The sequence below is a fragment of the Parasphingorhabdus sp. genome (assembly GCF_039982395.1).
In the GTDB taxonomy this organism is placed as follows: domain Bacteria; phylum Pseudomonadota; class Alphaproteobacteria; order Sphingomonadales; family Sphingomonadaceae; genus Parasphingorhabdus.
On sequence record NZ_JBDWYO010000001.1, the window covers coordinates 733,289 to 756,289 of the forward strand.

A 23,001-nucleotide genomic window follows, 5' to 3' on the forward strand; every position below is an offset into this window, starting at 1 on the left:
CCGTCCCTGTCTTTGTGCGCGACATATCTCCCGGCGGGGCCAGGACAGAGATTCTCTGGGAATTTACCAAATATTTACCATGTGCGGTGCAAACCAAGGTCGATTTAATGCAATTGCAATGGGGCAGCATGGAAAACCTACGAAATCACGGCGATATTAGCAGTCAGGACATTGCTTCCGCACCTGACTATACGGCCTATGAAGATGATGATGGCGCAGTAGAAGCGCCGCCAGCCATCGGTCAGGACGAGCGCCGCATGCATGTGCGGGCCTATAATTTCTGGGCAGGCTTGCTCGGTGAACGGCAGTTTCCCAGTGTAGAAGACCTATCTCCGGAAACCGATGATGATTTCGGACCGAACAGCGTTCTTCTGGATTTCACCAATGGTATTGAAAATCCGTCGATCCAGTTTCTGGGTCAAGCTCTGCGCGAAGAATGCGGGATAGATGATTCGATTACCGCAGTTGCCGATGTACCGGCGCGTTCCTTGCTCTCGCGGATCACCGACCATTATCTGCAAATCATTGCGAACCAGGCACCAATCGGTTTTGAAGCGGAATTCGTCAACCAGCGTGGCATCACCATCATGTATCGCGGTATCTTGCTGCCTTTCTCAACCGACGATGACACGATTGATTTCATCTTTGGCGTGATCAACTGGAAAGAAGTAGCGGCCGATACTGTTCAACTAGAAATAGAACATGAAGTGTCCGAAGCGATGCAGTCGGCCTTGCCACGCACCGTATCCGGACCGGTTTGGGAAGATGGGCCGAATTCCGGCAATCTCAACGAGCTGGTGCTTAGACCGGAGCTGGAACTCACGCCGGAACTGGAAATTGGTTCTGATGCCACCGATATTCTGGTGCCCGAACAACCGGATGATGATGCAAGCTTAGCTGACTGGTTGTCTGCCGCTCGAAGCAGCGCTGACAATGCCGTGCATTGCGAGTTGCGAACCCGGTCCGCGCTCTATGCTGCCATAGGTCAAGCCTATGACTTTTTCCTGATGACCGAGCAGCATCCGGAAGATTACGGGATTCTCCTCGAGGACTCGGGCTTAGCCGTGCAGGAACGCGCGCCGATGACGCCGATCGTTAAGCTGGTATTCGGTCACCAATATGACAAAACCAGGCTCACGGAATATGCAGCCGTGCTAAAATATGCCAAGCGCAATGCTTTGGAAAAAGGCACGCTTGGTGACTATCTGGGCCAGTATGACGGTGGACTAAAAGCCATTGTCTATGCAGAGCGCGAGAATAATCGGCCGGCTGGTTTGCTCTCTCGAGCGCAGACGATCGGTGAAGACCTCTTGGCCAAATTGCGCTCGGCGCCCAAGCGGCAGTTGCAGGATATTGACGCCGGTGACTCTGAATTTGTCGTGCTTGTTGCCCGTAAGGATCTGGACGGCGATCTCACCATTGTCGGACCCGTTCGCGGCAATGACAAGCTGACTAGCCAGGCGCTTAAACACACCCAGGTCTGAATAGGATAGCGGCGCAGCGATGCGCCTCTCACCATGACCTATAGTTACACATGTAACCAAAATACCACTATTGGCGATATTCGCCGGAACCCCAGCGAATTGGCCCGGCTAATGGCTTGAGCGTGCGGTGGAATAGGCGCATAGCATGCGATATTCTGACTCATCTTGATCCACCTGGGGGAAAAATGGCAGCCAATCGCGACCGCAAAACCGCGCGCACCCGAACAAAATCCGACGGTCTGGAAGCGTTTCTGGTGGCAGCCTTTCGCGAGAGCGCCTTGCCAGGAGAGAATATTGGTTTTGACGCAAAGGCCTGTGAGGAAGCGGCGCGGTTTACCCTGCGATGCCTCGACCAACGCCAAGGTAACGAAACCAACCTGTCACTGGAAAGCGTTAGCGGCCCTCAAAATCACCGGCATTTGCGCCTGGCGATTGTCAACGATGATATGCCATTTCTGGTCGATTCCATCTGCGCAACCATTGCTGGTTTCGGTTTGACCGTGGAGCGATTGATCCATCCGGTTGTCGCTGTGCGGCGTGATGGCAATGGCAAGTTGATCGAAATACGCGAACAAGCAAGCAGCGGCGAGAAACGGGAATCCGTCATCTATGTCGAGCTGGAAAGAACCGACGCACGGGTGCGGCGGGCATTGGTACAGGCGCTGCGCTCCAACCTCAAAGACGTCGCCGCTGCCGTAGCGGACTGGCTGAAATTGCAGATCGTGCTGGGTGAAAATGCCGACGGACTGCCGGAGGGTGAGGGGGCAACATTGCTGCGCTGGTTCCTCGATCGCAACCTCACATTGCTTGGCCATGAGATTGTTAATCCGAAGGGTAGCCGCTCTCAAAAACTGGGCGTCGCCCGGATGCGGTCTCAACCGATGCTTTCTGCCGAGAGCCGGAAACGGGCGTTTGACTGGTTTGAAAATGGCGGGAAATCGCCTCTGATCATCAAGTCCAACCAGCTTTCGACGGTCCATCGCCATGTCCTGATGGACCTGATCATCGTGCCGATAAGAGACAAGAGCAAGATTGCGGGACTGTCGATCATTTCAGGCATGTGGACCAGTGCCGCGCTGGCTGCCGCCCCGGAAGACATCCCGCTATTGCGGACCCAGCTGACCCGGTTGTTCGACAAGTTCGAATTCTCACAGGCGGGTCATGCCGGGAAAAGCCTGACCCATGCGCTGACATCGTTGCCGCATGATCTGTTGGTGACTTTCGCGCAGGATGATCTGGAAAAACTCGCATTAATCTCAATGTCGCTGATCGATCGCCCACGACCCAAATTGCACAGCGTCATGTCTCCGCTTGCCCGTCATCTATTCGCTTTCATTTGGTTGCCGCGCGAGCAGCTCTCGACCGAGCGTCGACAGAATGTGGAAAATATGCTGACCGCGGCTACTGGCGCAAAAATTTTAAGCTGGTCCAACACCATCGAAGAGGGCGGCGTATCCTCTCTGCGCTACACGCTGGACATGGGGGCTGATAGCAAGATTCCCGATCCGGATCTGCTGGACCAAGAGCTGGAAAATATGGTCCGAGGCTGGAAACCCGAAGTCGAACGGAACCTGCGGGAAGCCGGCCAGGAGAATCGGGCCGCGGTTCTGGCGCAACGCTATGCGGATTGTTTTCCAGGGACCTATCAGTCAACCTACGGCGCTTTGGAAGCGGCCAAGGACATCATGCGGCTGTTCCGGCTTGAGCGTGGTGGTCAGCGATCCACGCGGTTATACCGGCTGGCCAGCGACGCAGACCATTTGCTGCGCTTGAAAATCTACCATTTGGGCGGAGCGTTGCCACTTTCCGATGCTGTTCCGACGTTAGAAAATTTCGGATTCAGCGTGCTCGAGTCCGTTCCGACACCGTTGGAAGATGGCCGATTGGGTTATATTCATGATTTCCTGCTGGAGCTGCGCTCTGAGGATCATGGCAAAAACCTGATTGCACGGTCAGACGAAATCGAGGCCGCGATAACCAGCGTACTGGATGGTGAGGCTGAAAATGATGCCTTTAACCAGCTCATCATAACGGCGGGTCTCGATGCCCGATCGACGGTTTGGATGCGGGCCTGGTTCCGTTACCTGCGCCAGACCGGTTTGAGCTATGGCTTGATTACCGTTGTCGAAGCCCTTGCGAAAGCGCCCGAAGTTACAGCTGCGTTGATCATATTGTTCCGCGCTTTGCATGACCCGGATTTCGAGGGAGATCGTTCGAAAGCCACTAACGCTGCTACCCAGGATATCGACACCGCTTTGGTCAGCGTGCACGCAATCGACGACGACCGTATCTTGCGGCTGTTTCGGGCGGTCATTGAATCGATTCTGCGCACCAACGCCTTTGTCTATTTGCCGGGCGAAGCCTTGGCCTTCAAGATTGAAAGCGCCAAAATTCCAGAGCTACCCGCGCCGGTGCCTTGGCGTGAAATTTTTGTCTACAGCCCGCGGGTGGAAGGGATTCACTTGCGCGCTGGACCGGTAGCCCGGGGCGGCCTGCGCTGGTCAGACCGGCGCGATGATTTCCGGACGGAAATATTGGGCTTGATGAAAGCGCAGCGGGTCAAAAATGCTGTGATTGTTCCGACCGGCGCGAAGGGCGGTTTCTTTGCCAAACAATTGCCCACCGGCGATGACCGCGATGCCTTTATCGCGGAAGGTATCGAGGCCTATAAGATCTTTATCTCAGCCTTGTTGTCGGTGACCGACAATATCGTTGACGGTAAAGTCGAACCCCCGGCACGGGTCGAACGTCTTGATGAAGACGATCCCTATTTCGTGGTGGCCGCAGACAAAGGCACGGCAAGCTTTTCGGATATCGCAAACCAGATTGCCGTCGATCGCGGCTTCTGGCTGGGCGATGCCTTCGCCAGCGGCGGCAGTAACGGCTATGATCACAAAGTGATGGGCATAACAGCGCGCGGGGCCTGGGTTTCCGTGCAGCGCCATTTTGCGGAATCGGGTATCGATGTTCAAACCGCGCCGGTGACCGTCGTCGGCGTTGGTGACATGTCGGGCGACGTGTTCGGCAATGGCATGTTGCTGTCGAAGAGCTTGAAGATTGTCGCGGCCTTCGATCACCGCCATATCTTCGTCGATCCGGATCCTGACCCCGCGAAAAGCTGGAAAGAGCGGAAAAGACTGTTCGATTTGCCGCGCTCCAGCTGGGATGATTATGACAAGAAATTGATATCAAAGGGTGGTGCTGTCTTTGCGCGCAGTTCGAAGACCATCAAAATCTCAAAACAGGTTGGCGCTTTGCTTGGCCTGCCCGAGGATGCCGATACGACGCCATCGAAATTAATGACCGCCATATTGGCGTGTAACGCTGATCTGCTTTGGTTTGGCGGCATTGGTACATATGTGAAAGCATCGTCTGAAAATCATATCGAGGTTGGCGATCCAGCCAATGATAAGATTCGCCTCAACGCCGACCAATTGCGCGTGAAGGTTGTCGGAGAGGGTGCCAATATGGGCATCACCCAGGCCGCCCGGATCGCTTTCGCCGCCAAAGGTGGGCGCATCAACACCGACTTTATCGACAATAGCGCCGGCGTTGATTGCTCGGACAATGAAGTCAATATCAAGATCGCCCTAAATGCGGAGCTGGCCAGCGGCAAATTGAAACCCGATGTCCGCAATGCTTTGCTGGAATCGATGACCGATGACGTCGGGGCGCTGGTCCTTGAAGACAACCGGCTGCAGGCCCTAGGTCTGTCCATCGCCGAGATGGGCGGGGCGAAAACCTTACCATCTTATGTCCGCCTGATTGAGCAGTTTGAAGATCATGGCCAATTGAATCGGGCCGTCGAAGGCCTGGCCAGCAATGAGGATTTGATCCGACGCGGACAAGAAAACCTGGGTCTTTATCGGCCAGAGCTGGCGGTGCTGATTTCTACGGCCAAACTGGTGTTGCAGGATGCGATTGAAAATAGTGACCTGGGCAATGACCCGGGATTGAACCGCGAACTGTTGCAAGCCTTTCCAGCGGCGATGCAGCAAGGCCATGAGTCGGCCATTCTCAACCATCAATTGCGCCGCGAGATAATCGCCACCAAGCTGGCAAACCGGATGATCAATCGTCTGGGTCTGATTGATCCGTTTGAACTGGCCGAGGAAGAAGGCTGCACTTTGGGAGAGGTCGCCCGCGCCTTCGTCATGGCCGAACGGCTATTCGATGCCGATAAGCTATGGCTCGCGCTGGAAGTTGCCGAGATTAACGAAGATATCCGTATCGTGCTCTTTGACCGCCTTGCTTATGTCTTGCGCTCGCACATGGCGGACTTGATGCGCATCGGGGTTTCGGACGACCGGATCGAAGACACGGTCAATATGTTGTCGCCTGGCGTGACCGTGCTCAACGAGAATGTTGACAACCTGACCACCGCCGAGGGTCGATTGCAGGCTAGCAAACAGATGAAATTGCTGGTCGAATCGGGGGCTACGCCGCAAATCGCCGGCCAGATTGCCAATATCTACAAGAATGACGGAGCCGCGGGTATCGCCTATCTCGCCCATAGTCGCGAGATTGATGCTCTGGATGTGGCCTTTGCTTTCACCCAGCTTGGCAGCCAGCTTGGTCTGGATTGGGCGCAAATGACGGCGACGCGGATCAATCCTTCAGATCCTTGGGATCGCTTGCTCGTCGCAGGTTTGGCGCGCGATTTTCAGCAAATGCGTCTGGATTTTCTACGCCGGACCCGTGGCAAGGATATGCAGCAATTTGTGGAAAGCTGGGGGGAACGCAATATCGATCGTGTGGCGCAGTTTAGAAAGATCATGGATCGGGCACAGCAAACGCCAAGACCGTCCATCTCGATGCTGGCTCAGATCGCCGGGCAAGCGAGGCTTTTGCTCTCGCGTTAGATCCAATATCCCAAAGTGTGGAGGGACAGGCCCACCAAGCCGCCGACAAGCGTGCCATTGACGCGGATGAATTGCAGGTCGCGGCCAACCGCGTTTTCGACCCGATCGGTGATCGTCTGGGCATCCCAGCCACGGATCGTCTCTGACACGAGTTTGACGATATTGTCGCCATAGCTAGCGACCACACCGATGACTGCGCGCCGCCCAAAGCGGTTGATCTGGCGATTGAGTTGCTTGTCCTGCTGCAGGCTGGTGCCCAACTGGGTCAATGCGTCGCCAAATTGTCCGGCCATTGCGGCATCGGGGTCGCGGGCTGCCCTGAGCAGCGCTTCGCGGCCTTGCTCCCAGACGCCATCAAGCCATGATGCAATAGCGGGATTCTCGATCATCTCGAGTTTCCAGTCGTTCACCTTCTGGCGAAGATCCGGATCATTTTTCAACTCTTCGGCCAGCTGCGACAGGCTCTCTTCGGTTTTGGCACGGACCGGATGATCGGGGTCCGCCGCCATGTCGGCGAGCAATTTGTATAACCCGTCGAGAACCTCGTTCGCGACCCGGTCATCAAGACCGGTCCAGCGCATCACGGCATTGGCGCGGTCGGTCACAATGTCACGGATCACCAACTCGTTGGTGTCCAGCGTTCGATAGGCCCAGCGGATGGAGGAATCGATCAATGGTCCATGGCGTTTCTGCGCCATGACTGCGGCCAATATTTGACCCATCGGTGTGGCGATGTCGAGACCCACGGCTTGCGTTTTGACAGCGCCCTTGAACATGGTGCCGAGGCGGTCCTTGTCGAGCGAGGCAATGGCATCGCCCAACAGGCGGGAAGCCCCCGACTTGAGCCGCCCTTCCTCGCCGCTGGGCGATTTCAGAAAACGTCCAATGCCACTGGCGAGATCGACGTTCCTCATTCGCTGGGCCACCAGCTGGGAAATCAGGAAATTATTCTTTAGAAAATTGGCAAGTGTATCACCGATCCGATCCTTGTTGCGCGGAATGATCGCGGTGTGCGGTATCGGTAGGCCCATGGGATGACGGAACAATGCGGTAACGGCGAACCAGTCGGCGAGGCCACCCACCATCGCTGCTTCGGCGAAAGCACGCACGAATCCAAGCGCTGGGTGGACCGCTTCATAGCTTTTTGACGTGAAATATATGATCGCCATAACCACCAGCATGCCGGTGGCGATGATCTTCATGTCCTTGCCAGCATTGTTGGCTTGGGAAGCAGAAACCGGACCGCCGCCTTTACCTATGTGTGACGAGATCGGTGTCACTCGGCTGGTTGCACCCCGGCGTCGGGCCGGTCATGGCGGTCATCGCCGGGCTTGTAAGTGAGCATTTTATTGCGCAGCCATGGTCCGGCTCGGCGTTCAAACCCGTCCGCTAGGCTGAAACCTGCGGGGACGATGACAAGGGTCAGCAGTGTTGAAACGATCAAGCCGCCGATCACGACAATTCCCATCGGTGCGCGCCATGCTCCATCGCCAGACAGCGAGAGTGCAGTCGGCACCATGCCCGCGGTCATAGCTACGGTGGTCATTACAATCGGCTGTGCTCTTTTATGTCCGGCATCCATGATAGCCTCGAACTTTGGTACGCCTTTTTGCATTTCCTCGATTGCAAAATCGATCAACAGGATCGAGTTTTTACTAACGATGCCAAGCAGCATCAGCATGCCGATCAAGACCGGCATGGAGAGGGATGCGCCCGCTGCCCAGACGAACAGCATGCCACCGAGTGGAGCCAGTGCTAGGGAGCCCATATTGACCAGTGGGGACATCAGACGCTTGTAAAGCAGCACGAGCGTCGCAAAGACCAGCAAGATACCGGCGATCAAGGCGATCCCGAAATTGACCAACATTTCCTGTTGCCACTCATCTTCACCAAAGGCCTCATTCGACACGCCGGTTGGCAGGTTTTTCATGATTGGCAGATCAAAAATTGCGGTCATTGCATCGCCCTTGATCACGTCCGGAGCCAGATCAGCGCCAACGAAGGTGCGGCGGTTCTGGTTGTAGCGTTGGATCGATGTCGGTCCGGAACCAAAACTCACAGTGGCGACACGGTTGAGCGGAACGGTCCCGCCGCTAGCGATCGGGATGGGCAGGTTTTCGATCGTCGTCAAATCTGTCCGCGACTCTAGTGGTAGCATGACCCGGATCGGAATCTGCCGATCTGATAGAGAGAATTTGGCAGCATTTTGATCGATTTCACCAAGCGTCGCAATTCGAATTGTTTGACTAAGTGCGGCTGTCGTCACCCCCAGTTGAGAAGCCAGGTCCATATGCGGGGTGATGATGATTTCTGGCCGACTGAGATCCGCTGCAATCCGGGGCGCGCGCACCAGATCAACGTCTTTCATCTGCTCAACCAACTGGGCTGCTGTAGCATCGAGCAAAATGGGGTCAGATCCGGTTAGCATGATAGAGATTGCCCGACCGGTACCACCACCGCCATTTTGTGACCGGAAAGAAATCCGGGCATCAGGAATTTTTTGCAGCTCAGGCGATAGGCTGCGCTCAAACTCAATCGATGTTTTCTCGCGTTCTTCCTTGAAGCTCACGAACACTGTCGCGTTGGTTTCACGAACCCGCGTCAAAACGCGTTCAACCTCAGGCTGTGCATACATCAGGTCCGAAACCTGATCGGCAATTTTTTCCGTCTGTTCGAGCGTCGTGCCTGGCACAACCTCGATCTCGACACGGCTGTTGTCTTCATTGACGGACGGCTGAAACTCCATCGGTGTGATAGCAAATAAGATCACGGTCAAGACGAAGGAGAGAATGCCGGTGGCCATCATCCACATCCGATGATCATGGGCCCGGGCCCAATAGCGACCGGATCGATATGCATACCAATCGGCAAATCTTCCGCCAAGCACGCCCACGATGAACCTGAGCAACAGCATCACTAGGGTCGCAATGAAGAGGCCGACGGCGATGCCAAAGACTAGGCTCAACAATGCCCGCAAAAAGTCACTTGGTATCAAAGTTTCCAGGAGGCCGAAGACAGTCGTGCCGACTCCAAACGCCGCGCCAATAAAGGCAGCAACAATCAGAGTGAACAGAACGAAGCCGAGCATATAGTGCCACCACGAGGCTTTAGCAGGGACAAGAGTTTCCCGAATCTTGTCTGATTGCGTACGGTCCAACACCCACTCCAGCAGACGCATATACCGGTCCATCCAGACACCTTCACCATGTTCTGCATGGCCGTGAGCCTTGAGAAAATAGGCTGCAACCATCGGGGTGATCATACGTGCGACGGCGAGGCTCATCAGCACGGAAATCACGACCGTAATACCGAAATTTTTGAAAAACTGTCCGGATATGCCGGGCATCAGTCCAACCGGCAGGAAGACCGCTACGATACAGAATGAGGTGGCTACAACCGCCAAACCGATCTCATCGGCAGCGTCAATGGATGCCTGATAGGCGGTTTTCCCCATGCGCATATGGCGCACGATATTCTCAATTTCCACAATGGCATCGTCGACCAGCACCCCCGCAACCAGGCCTAGCGCTAGCAGTGAGAGGAAATTGAGGTTGAACCCGAGCAGATCCATGAACCAGAAAGTCGGAATCGCGGACAATGGGATCGCGATGGCGGAGATGACGGTGGCGCGCCAGTCACGCAGGAAGATGAAGACCACGACGACTGCCAATATGGCGCCCTCAATCATCGCCAACATCGAACTCTTATATTGTGATTTGGTATATTTGACGCTGTTGAACAGCGGGATGAATTCGATGCCTGGAACTTCTGCTTCAATCTTGTTCATGATGACCATCGCGTCGTCGAATACCGTCACATCGGAGGCGCCACGCGCGCGTGACATCGAGAAGTTTACGACTTCAACACCACGGACTTTGCTGATCGAACTGCGTTCACCGAATGAATCGGTGACTTCCGCAACATCACTCAATTTGACTGTCTGGCCATTGCGCAGGGATATTTGCGTCTGCGACAAGGCATAGGCATCGTCAGCATTGCCCAGAACACGGACCGACTGCCGCGTACCCCCAACTTCGGCCCTGCCACCAGCGGCATTGATGTTGATCTGCCGCAAAGCGGAGTTGATCTGGCTTGCCGTAACGCCAAGCGCCTGCATGCGGTCCGGCCGCAGAATGACCCTGATCTCTCTATCGACGCCGCCAAACCGGTCGACTTCGGCCATTCCGTTCACGGTCAACAGCCGTTTGGCTACACTGTCATCGACAAACCAGCTGAGCTGTTCGACGGTCATATCATCGGCTTTGACGGCAAAAAATGCGATGGGTCCGCCGACGGCATCGACCTTTGATACTTGCGGTTCCAGAATTCCGTCTGGCAAAGACCCGCGGATTTGATCCACCGCATTTTTCACTTCGTTGACGCTGTTGTTTACGTCTGCGCCAATTTCAAATTCGACAAAGGTTCTGCTGCTGCCTTCTCGTGCCGTCGAGCTGATATTCTTAACGCCGCTGATCGAACGCACGCCAGCTTCGACTCTCTGCGTGATCTGGTTTTCAATTTCGGTGGGTGCAGCGCCTGGCTGGGCAATTTGTACGACGACAGCTGGAAATTCGACTTCTGGATTGTTGACCACATCCATGCGGTTGAAACTTAGCAAGCCAGCGAACAGCAAGCCGGCGAACAGCACCAATGGGGCCACCGGATTGCGCGTACTCCAGGCTGAAATATTGCGAAGGTTCATTGATCAGGCCTCAAATTTGCGCACGAATCACGCGCCGCCAGCTTTCTTTTGAACTTGCGGCTGAACAGTCTCGCCCGGACTGAGGAAACCACCCGCACGGAGCACCACTTTCTCGTTTCCGTTCAAGCCGGAAGTGATGGATAGTCCCGCGGCAGACACTGCGCCGATCACAACATCGCGGCGGACGGCCTTATTGTCTGCTCCGACGATGTAGACAAAGCTTCCTTTGCTATCATGCTGAACAGCAGACTCGGCGAGCACAGAAGTCTCGGACGTTCCGCTCTGGATTCGCGCGCTTGCAAAACCACCCGGTCGCAAAGCGCTATCATAGCCTAAAGAAATGCGCGCGATGCCTTGGCGGGATTGAGGATCGATAACCGGTGAAATTTGCCAGATTTGTCCGGTTAAAACTTTGTCGCTTCCGACAGGAGTGACTTGCGTGGTGGTACCCACGGAAACATTGGCCAAATCGCTTTCACCGAGTTGAGCCTGCAGTTCCATTTCGCCATTTTGCGCCAGTAAGAAGAGCACGCCGCTGCCTTGCGTGACGGTCTGTCCTGGTTCGACGTTGCGTTCCAGCACAAAGCCGGCCTTGGGGGCTACGATATTCAGGCGGCTGTTGCGCGCCCGGGTCTCGTTCAACTGGGCCTGCGATACCCGCAGACGCGCTGCGGAAGAATCACGTGTGGCCGTCAAACGGTCAATATCCGCTTTGGAAATAAAGCCCCGTTCGATCAATTTTTCTGCGCGATCGAGATTGGCCTGCGCAAGGTTGAGGTCAGCACGAGATGCACCAACGGATGCTTCAAGACTGGCGGCTTGCTGGGATTGCACAGACCGGTCAATAGAGGCCATGATCTGGCCCTGTTTAACCCAAGAGCCCGCATCGACATATACTTTGGTAATCCGGCCACCTTCGCCAACGACGCCAACAGGAAGCTCCCGCCGCGCTGCCAGAGTTCCGGTTGCGTTAATGGTGCGCGTAACTTGCTGCTTACCGGGGACCATGACGGTGACGGTTGGTGCTTGGCTTGCCGTGTCTTCCTCGGCAGCGCCGCCCATAAAATAATGATAGCCAACATAGGCCAATAGAAGCGCAACAACGACCAGCGCAGCGAGGATTAAGCGCCGGCGGTTTACGGAACGGGCTTCGAAATCATCCAGAACGGATAGATTTTTATTGGGGATGGTGGATTCATAGTTCATTTTTTTACTCTTCAGTCGGGCTTGTACCGCATTTTTGGAGCGCAATACACAAAAGAATCGCCGATTTTCGCACCAATTTGATTATTTGATCACTGTGTTACATCAATATAGCACTGGCAGCAAGACGGAACACTATCTGGCTAATATTACAAGCCTAGGTTCGACCAACAGTCGATATCGTCATACGAAAGGGCCGGTCTGCGAACAAACCGGCCCCCCTGTCTTTTCAAAAAATCTATCAAAAAGTGAGTTTTAGCGCACTTTTCCGCGTTGAATGAGATTCAAGATCAACAACAAGATAATGGCGCCGGCAAAAGCGGTGAACAGACCGACGATCGAGAATTCTTGAATGCTGCCACCAAAGCCGAAATAACCACCGACAAAATTGCCGATAACCGATCCGACGATTCCAACAACGATGTTCCAGAAAACACCCATTGAAGCATCCCGTCCCATAACCATACTCGCTAGCCAGCCTGCGACGCCACCTACGATCAATGCAATAATCCAACCCATATAATCCTCCTGATTTTAGACGAGCGCTGTTTTTACGCTCGCGAACCACGCTGTGTAGAGTATTATCGCTTTGACTTGAAGAAATAAAAAAAGACCGCCGGAGCAGGTCCGGCAGTCTTTTTGATGCATTATGCTAGCGGTACGCCCGTCAGTATTTTTGCTGACGCTCGTATAGGTCGCGATAATGCTGAATGCGTGTCACTCGCAGCCCAGGCATTCCCGAGCGATCAACAGCCCGTTGCCAGGATGCAAATTCTTCCAGCGACAGGTCATAGCGATCGCAAACATCATCCACGGTCAACAAGCCACCGTTTACGGCTGCCACGACTTCCGCCTTGCGCCGCACCACCCACCGAGTCGTACCCGGTTTCGGCAGATCATCTATGGTCAATGGTTCACCCAGAGGCCCGACTACTTGCGCTGGTTTTATTTTCTGGTTTTCAATCATACTACCCTCAATTTTGCCTTTCGGCATTTTTTGCCCTGTTTCCGGCGACGTCTGGCCTTTCGTACCGGTAGAGCTTTGCGATTACCTGAATTGCCAAGGTAAACGCCGTGTTCATACTTTCGATTATTCGTGTATTCTGGTCATATCTTGCTTTGCTAGATCAGGCCGAAAACAACCGGTTCTAAACAAAATTACTTTCTTCGGACTGGTCTCCTCCGGCGAAGTTCTTCCGGCAAAAAAAGCCATCCGATCTTCAATGGAAGAGGTTTGAACTGCCCTCGGGGCTTGTTGGGCCGCAACGAAATCCTTGGCCGATTGGCTCGAGGCCTGCCGGGCAATGACGCCAGCGAAAAACGCCCGATGATCCGCGAATTGCGTGGATACATCATTGGCTTCATCAGCTGCGGTCCATTCAAGGTCCTTGTGAGGGAAGTTCATTTCCATGGACGTTGTTCTAGCACCCAAGGTATAAACTTCTGTAAAAGAGACGTTCACTCGGCCTTAGGACAGGTTAAGCAATTCTTCCCTTCGTCGTGCCAATTCGTACCAAAATGGACCAGATCAGGACAAAAATGGGGATATGCTCGCAATGCTAGCGCAAGCGACCGGACTTCTTTAAGGGGTGCAATCATTATGATGGATCGAATCAACGGAAACTTTCAGCTGGGCGATGACCTGACCGGCAAACGAATCGTTGTCGCGATGTCGGGCGGCGTTGATTCCAGCGTCGTGGCGGCTCTGGCGGCGCGAACCGGCGCCGAGACAATTGGCATTACGTTGCAGCTCTACGACCATGGTGAAGCTGTCGGGCGGGTTGGAAGCTGTTGTGCTGGTCAGGATATTCGCGACGCGCGCGCTGTGGCCGACCGGCTTGGCATTGCTCATTATGTTTTCGACCATGCCAGCCGATTCAAGGATTCGGTCATGGATGTTTTTGCCGACGAATATATGGCTGGCCGAACGCCGATTCCTTGCGTGCAATGCAATATGGGTGTCAAATTTACCGATCTGTTGCAGCTGTCCCGTGAACTGGGTGCCGATTGTTTGGCCACAGGCCATTATGTGCGGCGCGCTGAGGGTCCGGATGGCGCAGAATTGCACCGCGCTCTCGATCCGGCGCGTGACCAGAGCTATTTTCTATTCGCCACAACGCAGAATCAGCTCGATTATCTGCGATTTCCGCTTGGAGATATGCCCAAGACCCAAGTGCGGGAGATCGCAGAAGAAATGGGACTGGCGGTGGCCTTCAAGCCCGACAGTCAGGATATTTGCTTCGTTCCCAATGGGGATTATGCCAGCGTCGTGCGCAAATTGAGGCCGGATGCGGACGATGATGGCGAGATTGTCCATATCGATGGCACGGTGATGGGGCGGCACAAAGGGCTTATCCATTATACAGTCGGTCAGCGCAAAGGACTGGAAATTGGCGGTCAGGCAGAGCCGCTCTACGTGATTCGGCTGGAACCGAATACCAAGCGCGTGTTCGTCGGCCCGAAAGAGGCCTTGGCGGTAGCTTCTGCAACTTTGCGGGACATTAACTGGATTGGCGGTGACTATGCCGGTCCCGTTGAAGTGAAGGTCCGCTCTATGTCAAAGCCAACCCTTGCCCGGCTGGAAGGGCAAGAGCTAAAATTCCACAACCCGGAATTTGGCGTGGCACCGGGCCAAGCGGCGGTGTTCTATCTTAAGGAACGGGTTCTGGGCGGTGGCTGGATCGAAAGCACTGCTGCAGTGGAACAGCAATGGCTGGCTGGGGTCGAAGTCTAGCCTATTCCGATTGTAATTGTTTGTCGGTCAGGATCACGCAGCCCCAGCCTTCGCGAAATTCGGCTGTGGCAGACTCTATCAACAGCGCTGAAGCCGTTACTCTTTTGCGCGTGTCATCCACTGACAATCCAATCGCTCCCATGCCCGGTTCGAAATCCTTCCGGCAATCGTCGATATCCCGTCCTCCAACATAGTGGCAAGAGCAGGCCGCGCGCGCGCCATAAGCAGTGCCGACGTCCAACTGGCCTTTGATGGTTGCAAAATTATAGACGAATAGCGCGATCAGGATGAGCAGGAACAGACCTCCAACATAGAGTGCAGTACGCTTCTTGCTGCGGGGAGGCCGCGTTGTGTTTTTTCCAGTTGCCATGACGGCTTCTATTGGTGCAACGAAGCCTTATGCACAAGATTAAACTCGCCTTGATATCTCTCCTGACGCTCCCTGTTCTAGGGTGTGGAGCATCCAGTGAACCAGACGCGGCACCACAGAAAACTGCGGCGGAACTGGCCTATATCTCTGATGATAGCCCTATGGCCAAAACGCGGTTGGATGCCGCGATTGCGCCGCTGTTCGACGATCCGGCAATGGCGGAAACGCGGGCGCTTCTGGTCATGCACCGAGGCAAAATCATCGCAGAACGCTATGGCGAGGGCTATGATGAAGACACGCGATTCATCAGCTGGTCGATGGCAAAAAGTTTTACCGGCGCGCTGATCGGGTTTCTCGTGGCCGATGGGCGGCTGGTGCTTGATGACCCGGCCCCCGTGCCCGCTTGGCAACGGCCTGGCGATCCGCGCGGCGACATCACCTTACGGCATCTGCTGCATATGTCCTCCGGACTGGATCATACAGAAATCTCTGAAGAAAACGGCAAGGCGATATATGAGGCTGACACAAATCGCATGTTGTTCCTGGATGGTTCGCAGGATAGCGCTGGCTATGCCGAGGCCCGGCCGATGGAAGCCAAGCCCGGGGAAAAATTCGAGTATAGCACTGCCACCAGTATCATTTTGTCAGACATTATTACCCGCACGCTGACCAAGAGCGATGATCCGGACGTTCGGCAGAATGTGACCTTGCGCTTCATCAAGGGGCGCCTGCTCGAGCCCTTGGGAATGGACGGCACCTATCCGGAATTCGATCCGAACGGCACATTTCTGGGTGGCAGCTTTGTTCAGGCCACCGCGCGCGACTATGCGAAGTTTGGAGAGTTTCTGCGTCACAATGGTGCGCGAAAGGGCGCACAGCATTTGCCCGTCAGCTGGGTGAGGTTCATGAAAACATCGTCGGAGAATGATCCTGCCTTTGGCGGTCATATCTGGTTGAACAAGAAGCGCCCGGAAGGTCGCAATCAAGTCCTGTTTCCCGACAATGGTCCCGAAACAATATTCGCTGCTCTCGGCCATCTGGGTCAGCAGATTGTTGTTTCACCCGAACAGAAGTTAACCGTGGTCCGGCTCGGAAAGACTCAAGATGATGTTCTGAAGCCGATGAGCAATCAGATCGGGCGAATCATGGCGTTGTTCCCGATCGGAGGATGATCTCGCGAAAAGGGAATATGGCTATAGATTAAATGCGCCGTCCACTACGGTCACGCATTGTCCGCCCAGCCATGCACGATCCCCGTCAAGCCGACAGTTAACATAGCCTCCGCGCTGACTCGCTTGATAGGCAGTAAAACTGTCGCGGCCCAATTGCTTGGCCCAGAAGGGGGTGAGCACGGCATGGGCCGATCCGGTTACGCTATCTTCATCGACACCGGCGCCGGGCACGAACACCCGGCTTAGCACATCGGTATCCTTACCGGGCGCGGTACAGATAAGCTGTTCATTGCCGCGGGCAGCAAGCGCTTTCATATCCGGTTTAAGCGCCAATACATCCTCGGCATTCTCGTAACGAAGAACGTTATAACGGCCTTCGTGAAACTGCGTTTCAACCGGACTGCCGCCAATGAGAGCAACTATTTCAGGCATTGCTGACGGCGCGGGTGGATAAGCCGGGAGGTCGAGTGCATAGCCTTCTCCGTCGCGCACGACGGTTAAGACGCCGGCGGTCCGGGTCCGGAAGGTCACTTGCTGCTGGTCGGGGTCTTGCGACAATATAATATGCCCGCTGGCGAGCGTAGCATGCCCGCAAAGCGCGATTTCCAATGTCGGCGTGAACCAGCGCAGTTCATAATCCGCATCTCCGCTATTGTCCGGAACGTAAAAGGCGGTCTCGGCAAAGTTATTTTCTTCGCCAATGGCTTGCAGGATGGAATCGTCTAGCCAGCTGGTCAGCGGCATGACGGCAGCCTGATTGCCGGTGAAGGGCCGGTCGGCAAAGGCATCGACATGATAATATGGCAGTGTCGTCATGGGTAGAGCAATCCTTCCGTCCAGTCTTCGTTGTTGCGGGTAAATATGCGTCGTTCGTGCAATCGATGCGCGCCATCTTGCCAGAATTCAAAATGTGCGGGAATCAGACAATAGCCCGACCAATGCGGTGGACGAGGCACATCGCCGCCGGCGAACCGCTGCGTCATTTCTTCAAAGCGAGCGACAAAGGTTGCGCGATTGTCGAGCGGGCGGGATTGGTCCGATGCCCAGGCGCCCAATTGTGAATCCCGGCCGCGAGACGCAAAATAGGCATCTGCTATGCTATCCGCTACCGTCGACAGGTGACCCTCGATCCGGATTTGGCGGCGCAGGCTTTTCCAGTGAAACAAGATCGCGGCCTTCGGGTTTTCCTCTATTTCGCTCGCCTTGCGGCTTTGCTGGTTGGTGTAAAAAATGAACCCGTCGGGGCCATGGCCCTTCAATAGCACCATTCGCGCCGAAGGCTGGCCTTCGGCATCGGCAGTGGCAATGGTCATGGCATTGCTATCATTGAGCTCGGTTTCACGCGCTTTGGTGTACCAGCTGTCGAATAAGGAAAAGGGATCGGTCATCCGCCATTCTTTAACAGCCTGCTGGCAACGGGCAAACAAACAAAAATTTGTTCGACGACAAAGCGCCGTTTTCTGATAAAAGAACCGAAATTGAGGGGGCATTATGAACTGGGACCTAATTTTCACTGTTACCAATATATACGCCATGGTGATGTGGCTCATTCTTTTATTCGCGCCGCGCAAGCCGCCCTTCATCACCGGGCTGTTTTACGGAGGGGTGGGATTGTTGGCGGCTAGCTATGCGGGGATCATGATTCCGTTGATGGCTGGATTGATTGACAGCGGCGCCGGTGCAGCGATGGATTTCTCGAGTCTCGCTGGAGTCCAGCAAACCTTGTCCAGCCCGGGCGGCGCGACCATCGGCTGGATTCACTATCTCGCCTTCGATCTTTTTGTTGGAATTTGGGTGGCCCGCAATGCGGACAAATACGGGTTTGCACGCTGGATACAGGTTCCTATCTTGCTGTTTACCTTCATATTGGGGCCGATCGGGTTGGTGCTTTACCTAATGTTGCGTTTCACGCGCCACAACAAGGTTGCGGACGCCGTTATACCCGAATAAGACAGTACAGTTGAAAATTAGCGAAAAATCCCGATCTCTGAATGGTAAGGATTTGAAAAAGGGCAAATAATGATAGATCCCTATCAAGCATTGGGTGTTGCCAAAGGCGCGAACGAGAAGGAGATCAAGAGCGCCTATCGCAAGCTCGCCAAGGAACTGCATCCCGACAAGAACAAAGACAATCCCAAGGCAACGGAGCGTTTCTCCGATGTCACCAGGGCCTATGATCTCTTGTTGGACAAGGACAAGCGCGCGCAATTTGATCGCGGCGAGATTGATGCGGAAGGCAATCCAACTGCACCATATGGTTTTGGCGGTGGCGGCGGCGGATATCAACGTGGGCCGGGCGGCCAACAGCAAGGCTTTGGCAATGCGGGTGCGGATTTTGGTGATATATTTGAAGGCCTGTTTGGCGGCGGTGGTGGAGGCGGTTCGCCTTTCGGCGGTCGTCAGCGCAGCGCCCCCCCGGCCAAGGGCGCCAATGTCGCCTATAGGCTGAAGGTCGAATTTATTGCGGCGGCGACGCTGCAGAAACAACGCATCACGATGGAAGATGGTAAAACCATTGATCTTAGCCTGCCCAAAGGCGTGGAAGAAGGCACACAAATGCGTCTCAACGGCAAGGGGCGTTCGGGTCCGGGCGGCAATGGCGATGCGATTGTTACCATCCATATCAACCGCCATCCTTTTTATGAACGCGATGGCGACAATATCACGCTGGAACTGCCGATCAGCCTGAAAGAGGCCGTCGAAGGGGCAAAAGTCAAAGTCCCCACCGTCGACGGACCGGTGATGTTGTCGATCCCCGCGGGTTCCGCTTCGGGGCAACAGTTGCGGTTAAAAAGCAAAGGGTTCCACAATAAGTCTGGTGTCCGGGGCAATCAGCTGGTGACGTTGATGATCACGCTTCCGGAAAAAGATGAAAAGCTCGCGGCATTTGTGAAAGACTGGGATCCGCAAGACAATCCACGCGCTAGCATGGGCGTGTAAGCTTGGCCCGGCTAGCCCATGTCTGAGCTATCTCCCGAGGCCCGGCGCCAAGATCGGGGTGCGCCCGGAACGCCAGCCAAAAGAGCCTATGAACATCTGGCCGATGAGAGCCCATTACGCCGCGCCTTCATCGTCATCGAGCGCACCGCCGTCGGTGTATATTATGATGGCTTCACATTTGCTGGAAATTTTGCCTATCTCTCGCTGCTCGCGGTGTTTTCCTTCTTCATTGTCGCAGCGGCGATTGTCGGGGGTTTTGGGCAGACCGCGGTGGGCACAGACATTGTCGAGGCCTTTCTGGTGACGGTTCCGCCTTCCGTCGCGAGCGCACTACATGACCCGATCCGCGCTGCGATGATGGCGCGCACCGGTCCATTGCTCTGGCTCAGCGCGATTGTCGGGCTTTGGACCACGACCAGTTTGATCGAAGCAATTCGCGAAATCCTTCACCGTGCTTATGGCGTGCAGGCGCAGCGCGCGTTCTGGCAATATCGCCTGACATCCTTCGCGCTCATATTATTTTCGGTGTTTTTTGCGATGTTGGCGCTCAGCGCACAATTTGTGGTGGCTGGCGTTAGCGGTTTTCTGGGGACTTATTTCCCGGCGATCGAAAGCGATGCCTTATGGCTGTCGCTCTCCAATGCGGTGCCATTTTTTGTCCTCTTCGCGACGCTCTATCTCTTGTTCCGTTTGCTGACTCCCCGTCAATATCGTCCGCGGCAATATCCCAAATGGCCAGGAGCGGTCTTCATCAGCGGATGGTGGCTCCTGATCACAGGACTCCTGCCCGTCTTCCTCAAATATGCGGCCAATTATCAACTCACTTATGGCAGCCTCGCCGGGGTTATCATCACGCTCATATTTTTCTATCTGGTAGGCTTGGGCATGGTAATTGGCGCAGAGTTGAATGCTGCCTTGGCCGACGGGTGGTCGCGAGATGATAATAGCGAATGATCCGCTGGAAAAACATTTGGATAGAGTTTATCAGCAGAGAATATCGAATTTCAGGAGATACCGGCGATGAGTGAGTTAATGAAGGGCAAGCGCGGCTTGATCATGGGACTTGCCAATAATAAATCACTGGCGTGGGGCGTGGCTCAGCGATTGGCTGCGGACGGGGCTGAATTGGCGATCAGCTATCAAGGTGAAGTCATGGCCAAGCGTGTGAAACCGCTGGCCGAGCAATTGGGTTGCGATTTTCTTCTCGATTGCGACGTCAGCGATATGGACCAGCTCGACGCTACATTTGCCGAGATTGAACAACGCTGGGGCAAGCTCGATTTTGTCGTCCACGCGATTGGCTTCACCAATAAAGAAGCGTTGCGCGGCAAATATTACGATGTGACTCTCGACGATTTTCTGATGACAATGAACATCAGCGTGTTCAGTTTCACTGCAGTGGCAAAGCGTGCTGCCGCTTTGATGAGCGAAGGTGGATCGATGCTGACCTTGTCTTATTATGGGGCGGAGAAAGTCATCCCGCATTATAATGTTATGGGCGTGGCCAAGGCAGCGCTTGAAACTTCGGTCAAATATCTCGCGAATGATGTCGGTCCCGATGGTATCCGGGTGAACGCCATTTCCGCCGGACCGATCAAAACATTGGCGGCCTCGGGCATTGGCGACTTCCGCTATATTCTGAAATGGAACGAGCATAATGCACCGCTTCGGCGCAATGTAACCATTGATGATGTAGGCTCATCAGCGCTCTACCTTCTGTCTGATTTGTCTTCTGGTGTTACCGGTGAAACCCATCATGTTGATGCCGGCTATCATACGGTTGGCATGAAGCAGGAAGACGCGCCGGATATCGCGCTCGATTGACGGTTCATAAGCAGCTGATGAATCGGTTTGTCTTTGGCCGTGGTTCCCATTAGGTAAATTTCATGAGCTTCAATACCTTCGGTCGCACTTTCCGTTTCTCCACATGGGGCGAGAGCCACGGGCCTGCATTGGGCGCGGTGGTCGATGGCTGTCCGCCGGGACTGGAACTGAGCGAAGCGGACATCCAGCCGTTTCTCGATGCGCGCCGGCCCGGACAATCGAAATATACGACCCAGCGACAAGAGCCGGACCAGGTCAAAATCCTCTCCGGTGTGTTTGAAGGCAGGACCACTGGCACACCCATTTCGCTGATGATCGAAAATGTCGATCAACGCTCGAAAGACTATAGCGATGTTGCCAAAGCCTATCGTCCCGGTCACGCCGACTACGCCTATGATCAGAAATACGGATTTCGCGATTATCGCGGCGGCGGTCGCTCCAGCGCTCGGGAAACGGCTGCGCGCGTTGCGGCTGGCGCGGTTGCGAGGCTAGCTATTCCCGAAGTGTCGATCCGGGCATGGGTCGCTGAAATCGGCGGTGATGCCATTGAAATGGCAAATTTTGACGCGGATGAAATTGGCAATAATCCTTTCTTCTGTCCGGATGCCGTTGCCGCGAAACGCTGGGAAGCGCTGGTCGATGGCGCGCGCAAAGATGGCAGCAGCATTGGCGCGATTATCGCCTGTGAAGCGGTCGGCGTGCCCGCTGGTTGGGGCGCGCCCGTCTATGCCAAGATGGACAGCGAGGTAGCCGCAGCGATGATGACGATCAACGCGACCAAGGGTGTGGAAATTGGCGATGGCTTTGCCGCTGCCCGTTTGCGCGGTGAAGAAAATGCCGATGCCATGCGACCGGGGACAGATGGTCCCGAATTTCTCGCTAACCACAGCGGCGGCACCGCTGGCGGAATATCCACGGGCCAACCGATTTTCTGCCGCGTGGCGTTCAAACCGACCAGCTCGATTTTGACGCCGGTACCGACGATAAGCCCTGAAGGGCAGGCGACCGAAATATCGACCAAAGGCCGTCATGATCCCTGTGTCGGGATTCGCGGCGTTCCGGTGGTTGAGGCGATGATGGCGTTGGTATTGGCCGATCAGAAATTGCTACACCGGGCGCAATGCGGGTGAGCAGAGCGCTAACATTATGTCTGGCTCCCCTGCTATTGTTGTTTCTCGGGGCTAATGTGCAGGAGCGACCTCGCCTGACGCTTGCCGGGCTGGGGGACGTGCGGATCGGCATGTCTTCCGATCAGGTTAAAGCTCTGGGTTTTCGGCTCACCAGCACTGGTCCTTGGGACAAGGTTGGCGATCCGACTTTTATTTCTTGCCACTATCTCGACAGCGCCGCGCGCTTTCCGGGTGTCGCCGTGATGATGAGCAATAATCAGGTGGTGCGCATAGATATCGGGTTTCGCAGCGGGGTTGAAAATTGGCAGAGCCTGTCCGGTGTCAAAATTGGGATGGCGCTGGCTGACGTCAAATCTATCTATGGCGACTGGCTGCAGATCAGGCGGCATCCCTATCTCGATGAAGCGGGATCCTATTTGACGTTGACCTCTAGCGATGGCCGATATGCCATGATTTTCGCAACATCGGTCAAGAATATGACGGATGAGAATGAGGGCGCAACTGAACAGTCGCAATATGTCACCGACTTTCGCGCTGGTATGGCGGAACCGGTAAACTACATCGAAGGCTGTGCATGATC

At 54.9% G+C, this 23,001-nt stretch carries 19 protein-coding genes; 10 read left to right on the plus strand and 9 right to left on the minus strand.

What is annotated here, in order from left to right:
- Positions 1–128 precede the first annotated feature (128 nt).
- Positions 129–1,484: a hypothetical protein gene (locus tag ABJV08_RS03655; protein WP_348041603.1), complete on the plus strand. Its 1,356-nt coding sequence runs from the start codon at positions 129–131 to the stop codon at positions 1,482–1,484.
- 185 nt (positions 1,485–1,669) lie between these two features.
- Positions 1,670–6,346 (plus strand): NAD-glutamate dehydrogenase domain-containing protein, encoded by a 4,677-nt coding sequence (locus tag ABJV08_RS03660; protein ID WP_348041601.1) that lies wholly within the window; start codon positions 1,670–1,672, stop codon positions 6,344–6,346.
- On the opposite strand, the gene ABJV08_RS03665 is transcribed toward ABJV08_RS03660, so the two are convergent.
- From ABJV08_RS03665 to ABJV08_RS03690, 6 genes are all read right to left on the minus strand, one after another.
- Positions 6,343–7,548: a DUF445 domain-containing protein gene (locus tag ABJV08_RS03665; RefSeq protein ID WP_348041777.1), complete on the minus strand. Its 1,206-nt coding sequence runs from the start codon at positions 7,546–7,548 to the stop codon at positions 6,343–6,345. The two genes, ABJV08_RS03660 and ABJV08_RS03665, sit on opposite strands and share 4 nt — an antisense overlap.
- 74 nt (positions 7,549–7,622) lie before the next feature.
- Positions 7,623–11,048 (minus strand): efflux RND transporter permease subunit, encoded by a 3,426-nt coding sequence (locus ABJV08_RS03670; RefSeq protein ID WP_348041599.1) that lies wholly within the window; start codon positions 11,046–11,048, stop codon positions 7,623–7,625.
- A 27-nt stretch (positions 11,049–11,075) separates the two neighbouring features.
- The gene (locus tag ABJV08_RS03675) at positions 11,076–12,254 is read right to left on the minus strand and encodes an efflux RND transporter periplasmic adaptor subunit (protein ID WP_348041597.1); all 1,179 of its coding nucleotides are present in this window, start codon (positions 12,252–12,254) and stop codon (positions 11,076–11,078) included.
- A gap of 252 nt (positions 12,255–12,506) precedes the next feature.
- Positions 12,507–12,770, minus strand: a complete 264-nt coding sequence (locus tag ABJV08_RS03680; protein ID WP_348041595.1) for a GlsB/YeaQ/YmgE family stress response membrane protein — start codon at positions 12,768–12,770, stop codon at positions 12,507–12,509.
- A 148-nt stretch (positions 12,771–12,918) separates the two neighbouring features.
- Positions 12,919–13,218: a DUF1153 domain-containing protein gene (locus tag ABJV08_RS03685; protein WP_348041775.1), complete on the minus strand. Its 300-nt coding sequence runs from the start codon at positions 13,216–13,218 to the stop codon at positions 12,919–12,921.
- A gap of 123 nt (positions 13,219–13,341) precedes the next feature.
- Positions 13,342–13,713, minus strand: a complete 372-nt coding sequence (locus ABJV08_RS03690) for a hypothetical protein (protein ID WP_348041593.1) — start codon at positions 13,711–13,713, stop codon at positions 13,342–13,344.
- 138 nt (positions 13,714–13,851) lie between these two features.
- Here ABJV08_RS03690 and mnmA point away from each other — a divergent pair, with 138 nt between their 5' ends.
- On the plus strand, positions 13,852–14,985 hold the full coding sequence (gene mnmA / locus ABJV08_RS03695; RefSeq protein ID WP_348041591.1) for a tRNA 2-thiouridine(34) synthase MnmA: 1,134 nt from the start codon (positions 13,852–13,854) through the stop codon (positions 14,983–14,985).
- A gap of 1 nt (position 14,986) precedes the next feature.
- Here the strand turns inward: mnmA and ABJV08_RS03700 are convergent, their stop codons facing one another.
- The gene (locus ABJV08_RS03700) at positions 14,987–15,355 is read right to left on the minus strand and encodes a hypothetical protein (RefSeq protein WP_348041589.1); all 369 of its coding nucleotides are present in this window, start codon (positions 15,353–15,355) and stop codon (positions 14,987–14,989) included.
- Between the two features lie 29 nt (positions 15,356–15,384).
- On the opposite strand from ABJV08_RS03700, the gene ABJV08_RS03705 reads away from it, so the two are divergent.
- Positions 15,385–16,527, plus strand: coding sequence for a serine hydrolase (locus tag ABJV08_RS03705; protein ID WP_348041587.1), 1,143 nt, complete (start codon positions 15,385–15,387; stop codon positions 16,525–16,527).
- A gap of 21 nt (positions 16,528–16,548) precedes the next feature.
- On the opposite strand, the gene ABJV08_RS03710 is transcribed toward ABJV08_RS03705, so the two are convergent.
- Both ABJV08_RS03710 and pdxH read right to left on the minus strand, forming a co-directional pair.
- Positions 16,549–17,343: a PhzF family phenazine biosynthesis protein gene (locus ABJV08_RS03710; RefSeq protein WP_348041585.1), complete on the minus strand. Its 795-nt coding sequence runs from the start codon at positions 17,341–17,343 to the stop codon at positions 16,549–16,551.
- Positions 17,340–17,915, minus strand: coding sequence for a pyridoxamine 5'-phosphate oxidase (pdxH, locus tag ABJV08_RS03715; protein ID WP_348041583.1), 576 nt, complete (start codon positions 17,913–17,915; stop codon positions 17,340–17,342). Before pdxH ends, ABJV08_RS03710 begins: the two co-directional genes overlap by 4 nt.
- A gap of 103 nt (positions 17,916–18,018) precedes the next feature.
- Here pdxH and ABJV08_RS03720 point away from each other — a divergent pair, with 103 nt between their 5' ends.
- From ABJV08_RS03720 to ABJV08_RS03745, 6 genes are all read left to right on the plus strand, one after another.
- Positions 18,019–18,477, plus strand: coding sequence for an ABA4-like family protein (locus ABJV08_RS03720; protein ID WP_348041581.1), 459 nt, complete (start codon positions 18,019–18,021; stop codon positions 18,475–18,477).
- Between the two features lie 69 nt (positions 18,478–18,546).
- A complete protein-coding gene (locus tag ABJV08_RS03725; protein WP_348041579.1) occupies positions 18,547–19,467 on the plus strand; it encodes a DnaJ C-terminal domain-containing protein in 921 nt (306 codons plus the stop codon).
- 18 nt (positions 19,468–19,485) lie between these two features.
- Positions 19,486–20,421, plus strand: coding sequence for a YihY/virulence factor BrkB family protein (locus ABJV08_RS03730; RefSeq protein ID WP_348041577.1), 936 nt, complete (start codon positions 19,486–19,488; stop codon positions 20,419–20,421).
- 66 nt (positions 20,422–20,487) lie between these two features.
- Complete coding sequence (fabI, locus tag ABJV08_RS03735) at positions 20,488–21,291, plus strand: enoyl-ACP reductase FabI (protein WP_348041575.1); 804 nt, start codon at positions 20,488–20,490, stop codon at positions 21,289–21,291.
- A 62-nt stretch (positions 21,292–21,353) separates the two neighbouring features.
- Positions 21,354–22,421, plus strand: coding sequence for a chorismate synthase (gene aroC / locus ABJV08_RS03740; protein WP_348041573.1), 1,068 nt, complete (start codon positions 21,354–21,356; stop codon positions 22,419–22,421).
- Entirely contained in the window at positions 22,418–22,999 is a 582-nt protein-coding gene (locus ABJV08_RS03745) for a hypothetical protein (protein WP_348041571.1), read from the plus strand. The genes aroC and ABJV08_RS03745 overlap by 4 nt, the downstream gene beginning before the upstream one ends.
- Positions 23,000–23,001: the final 2 nt, after the last annotated feature.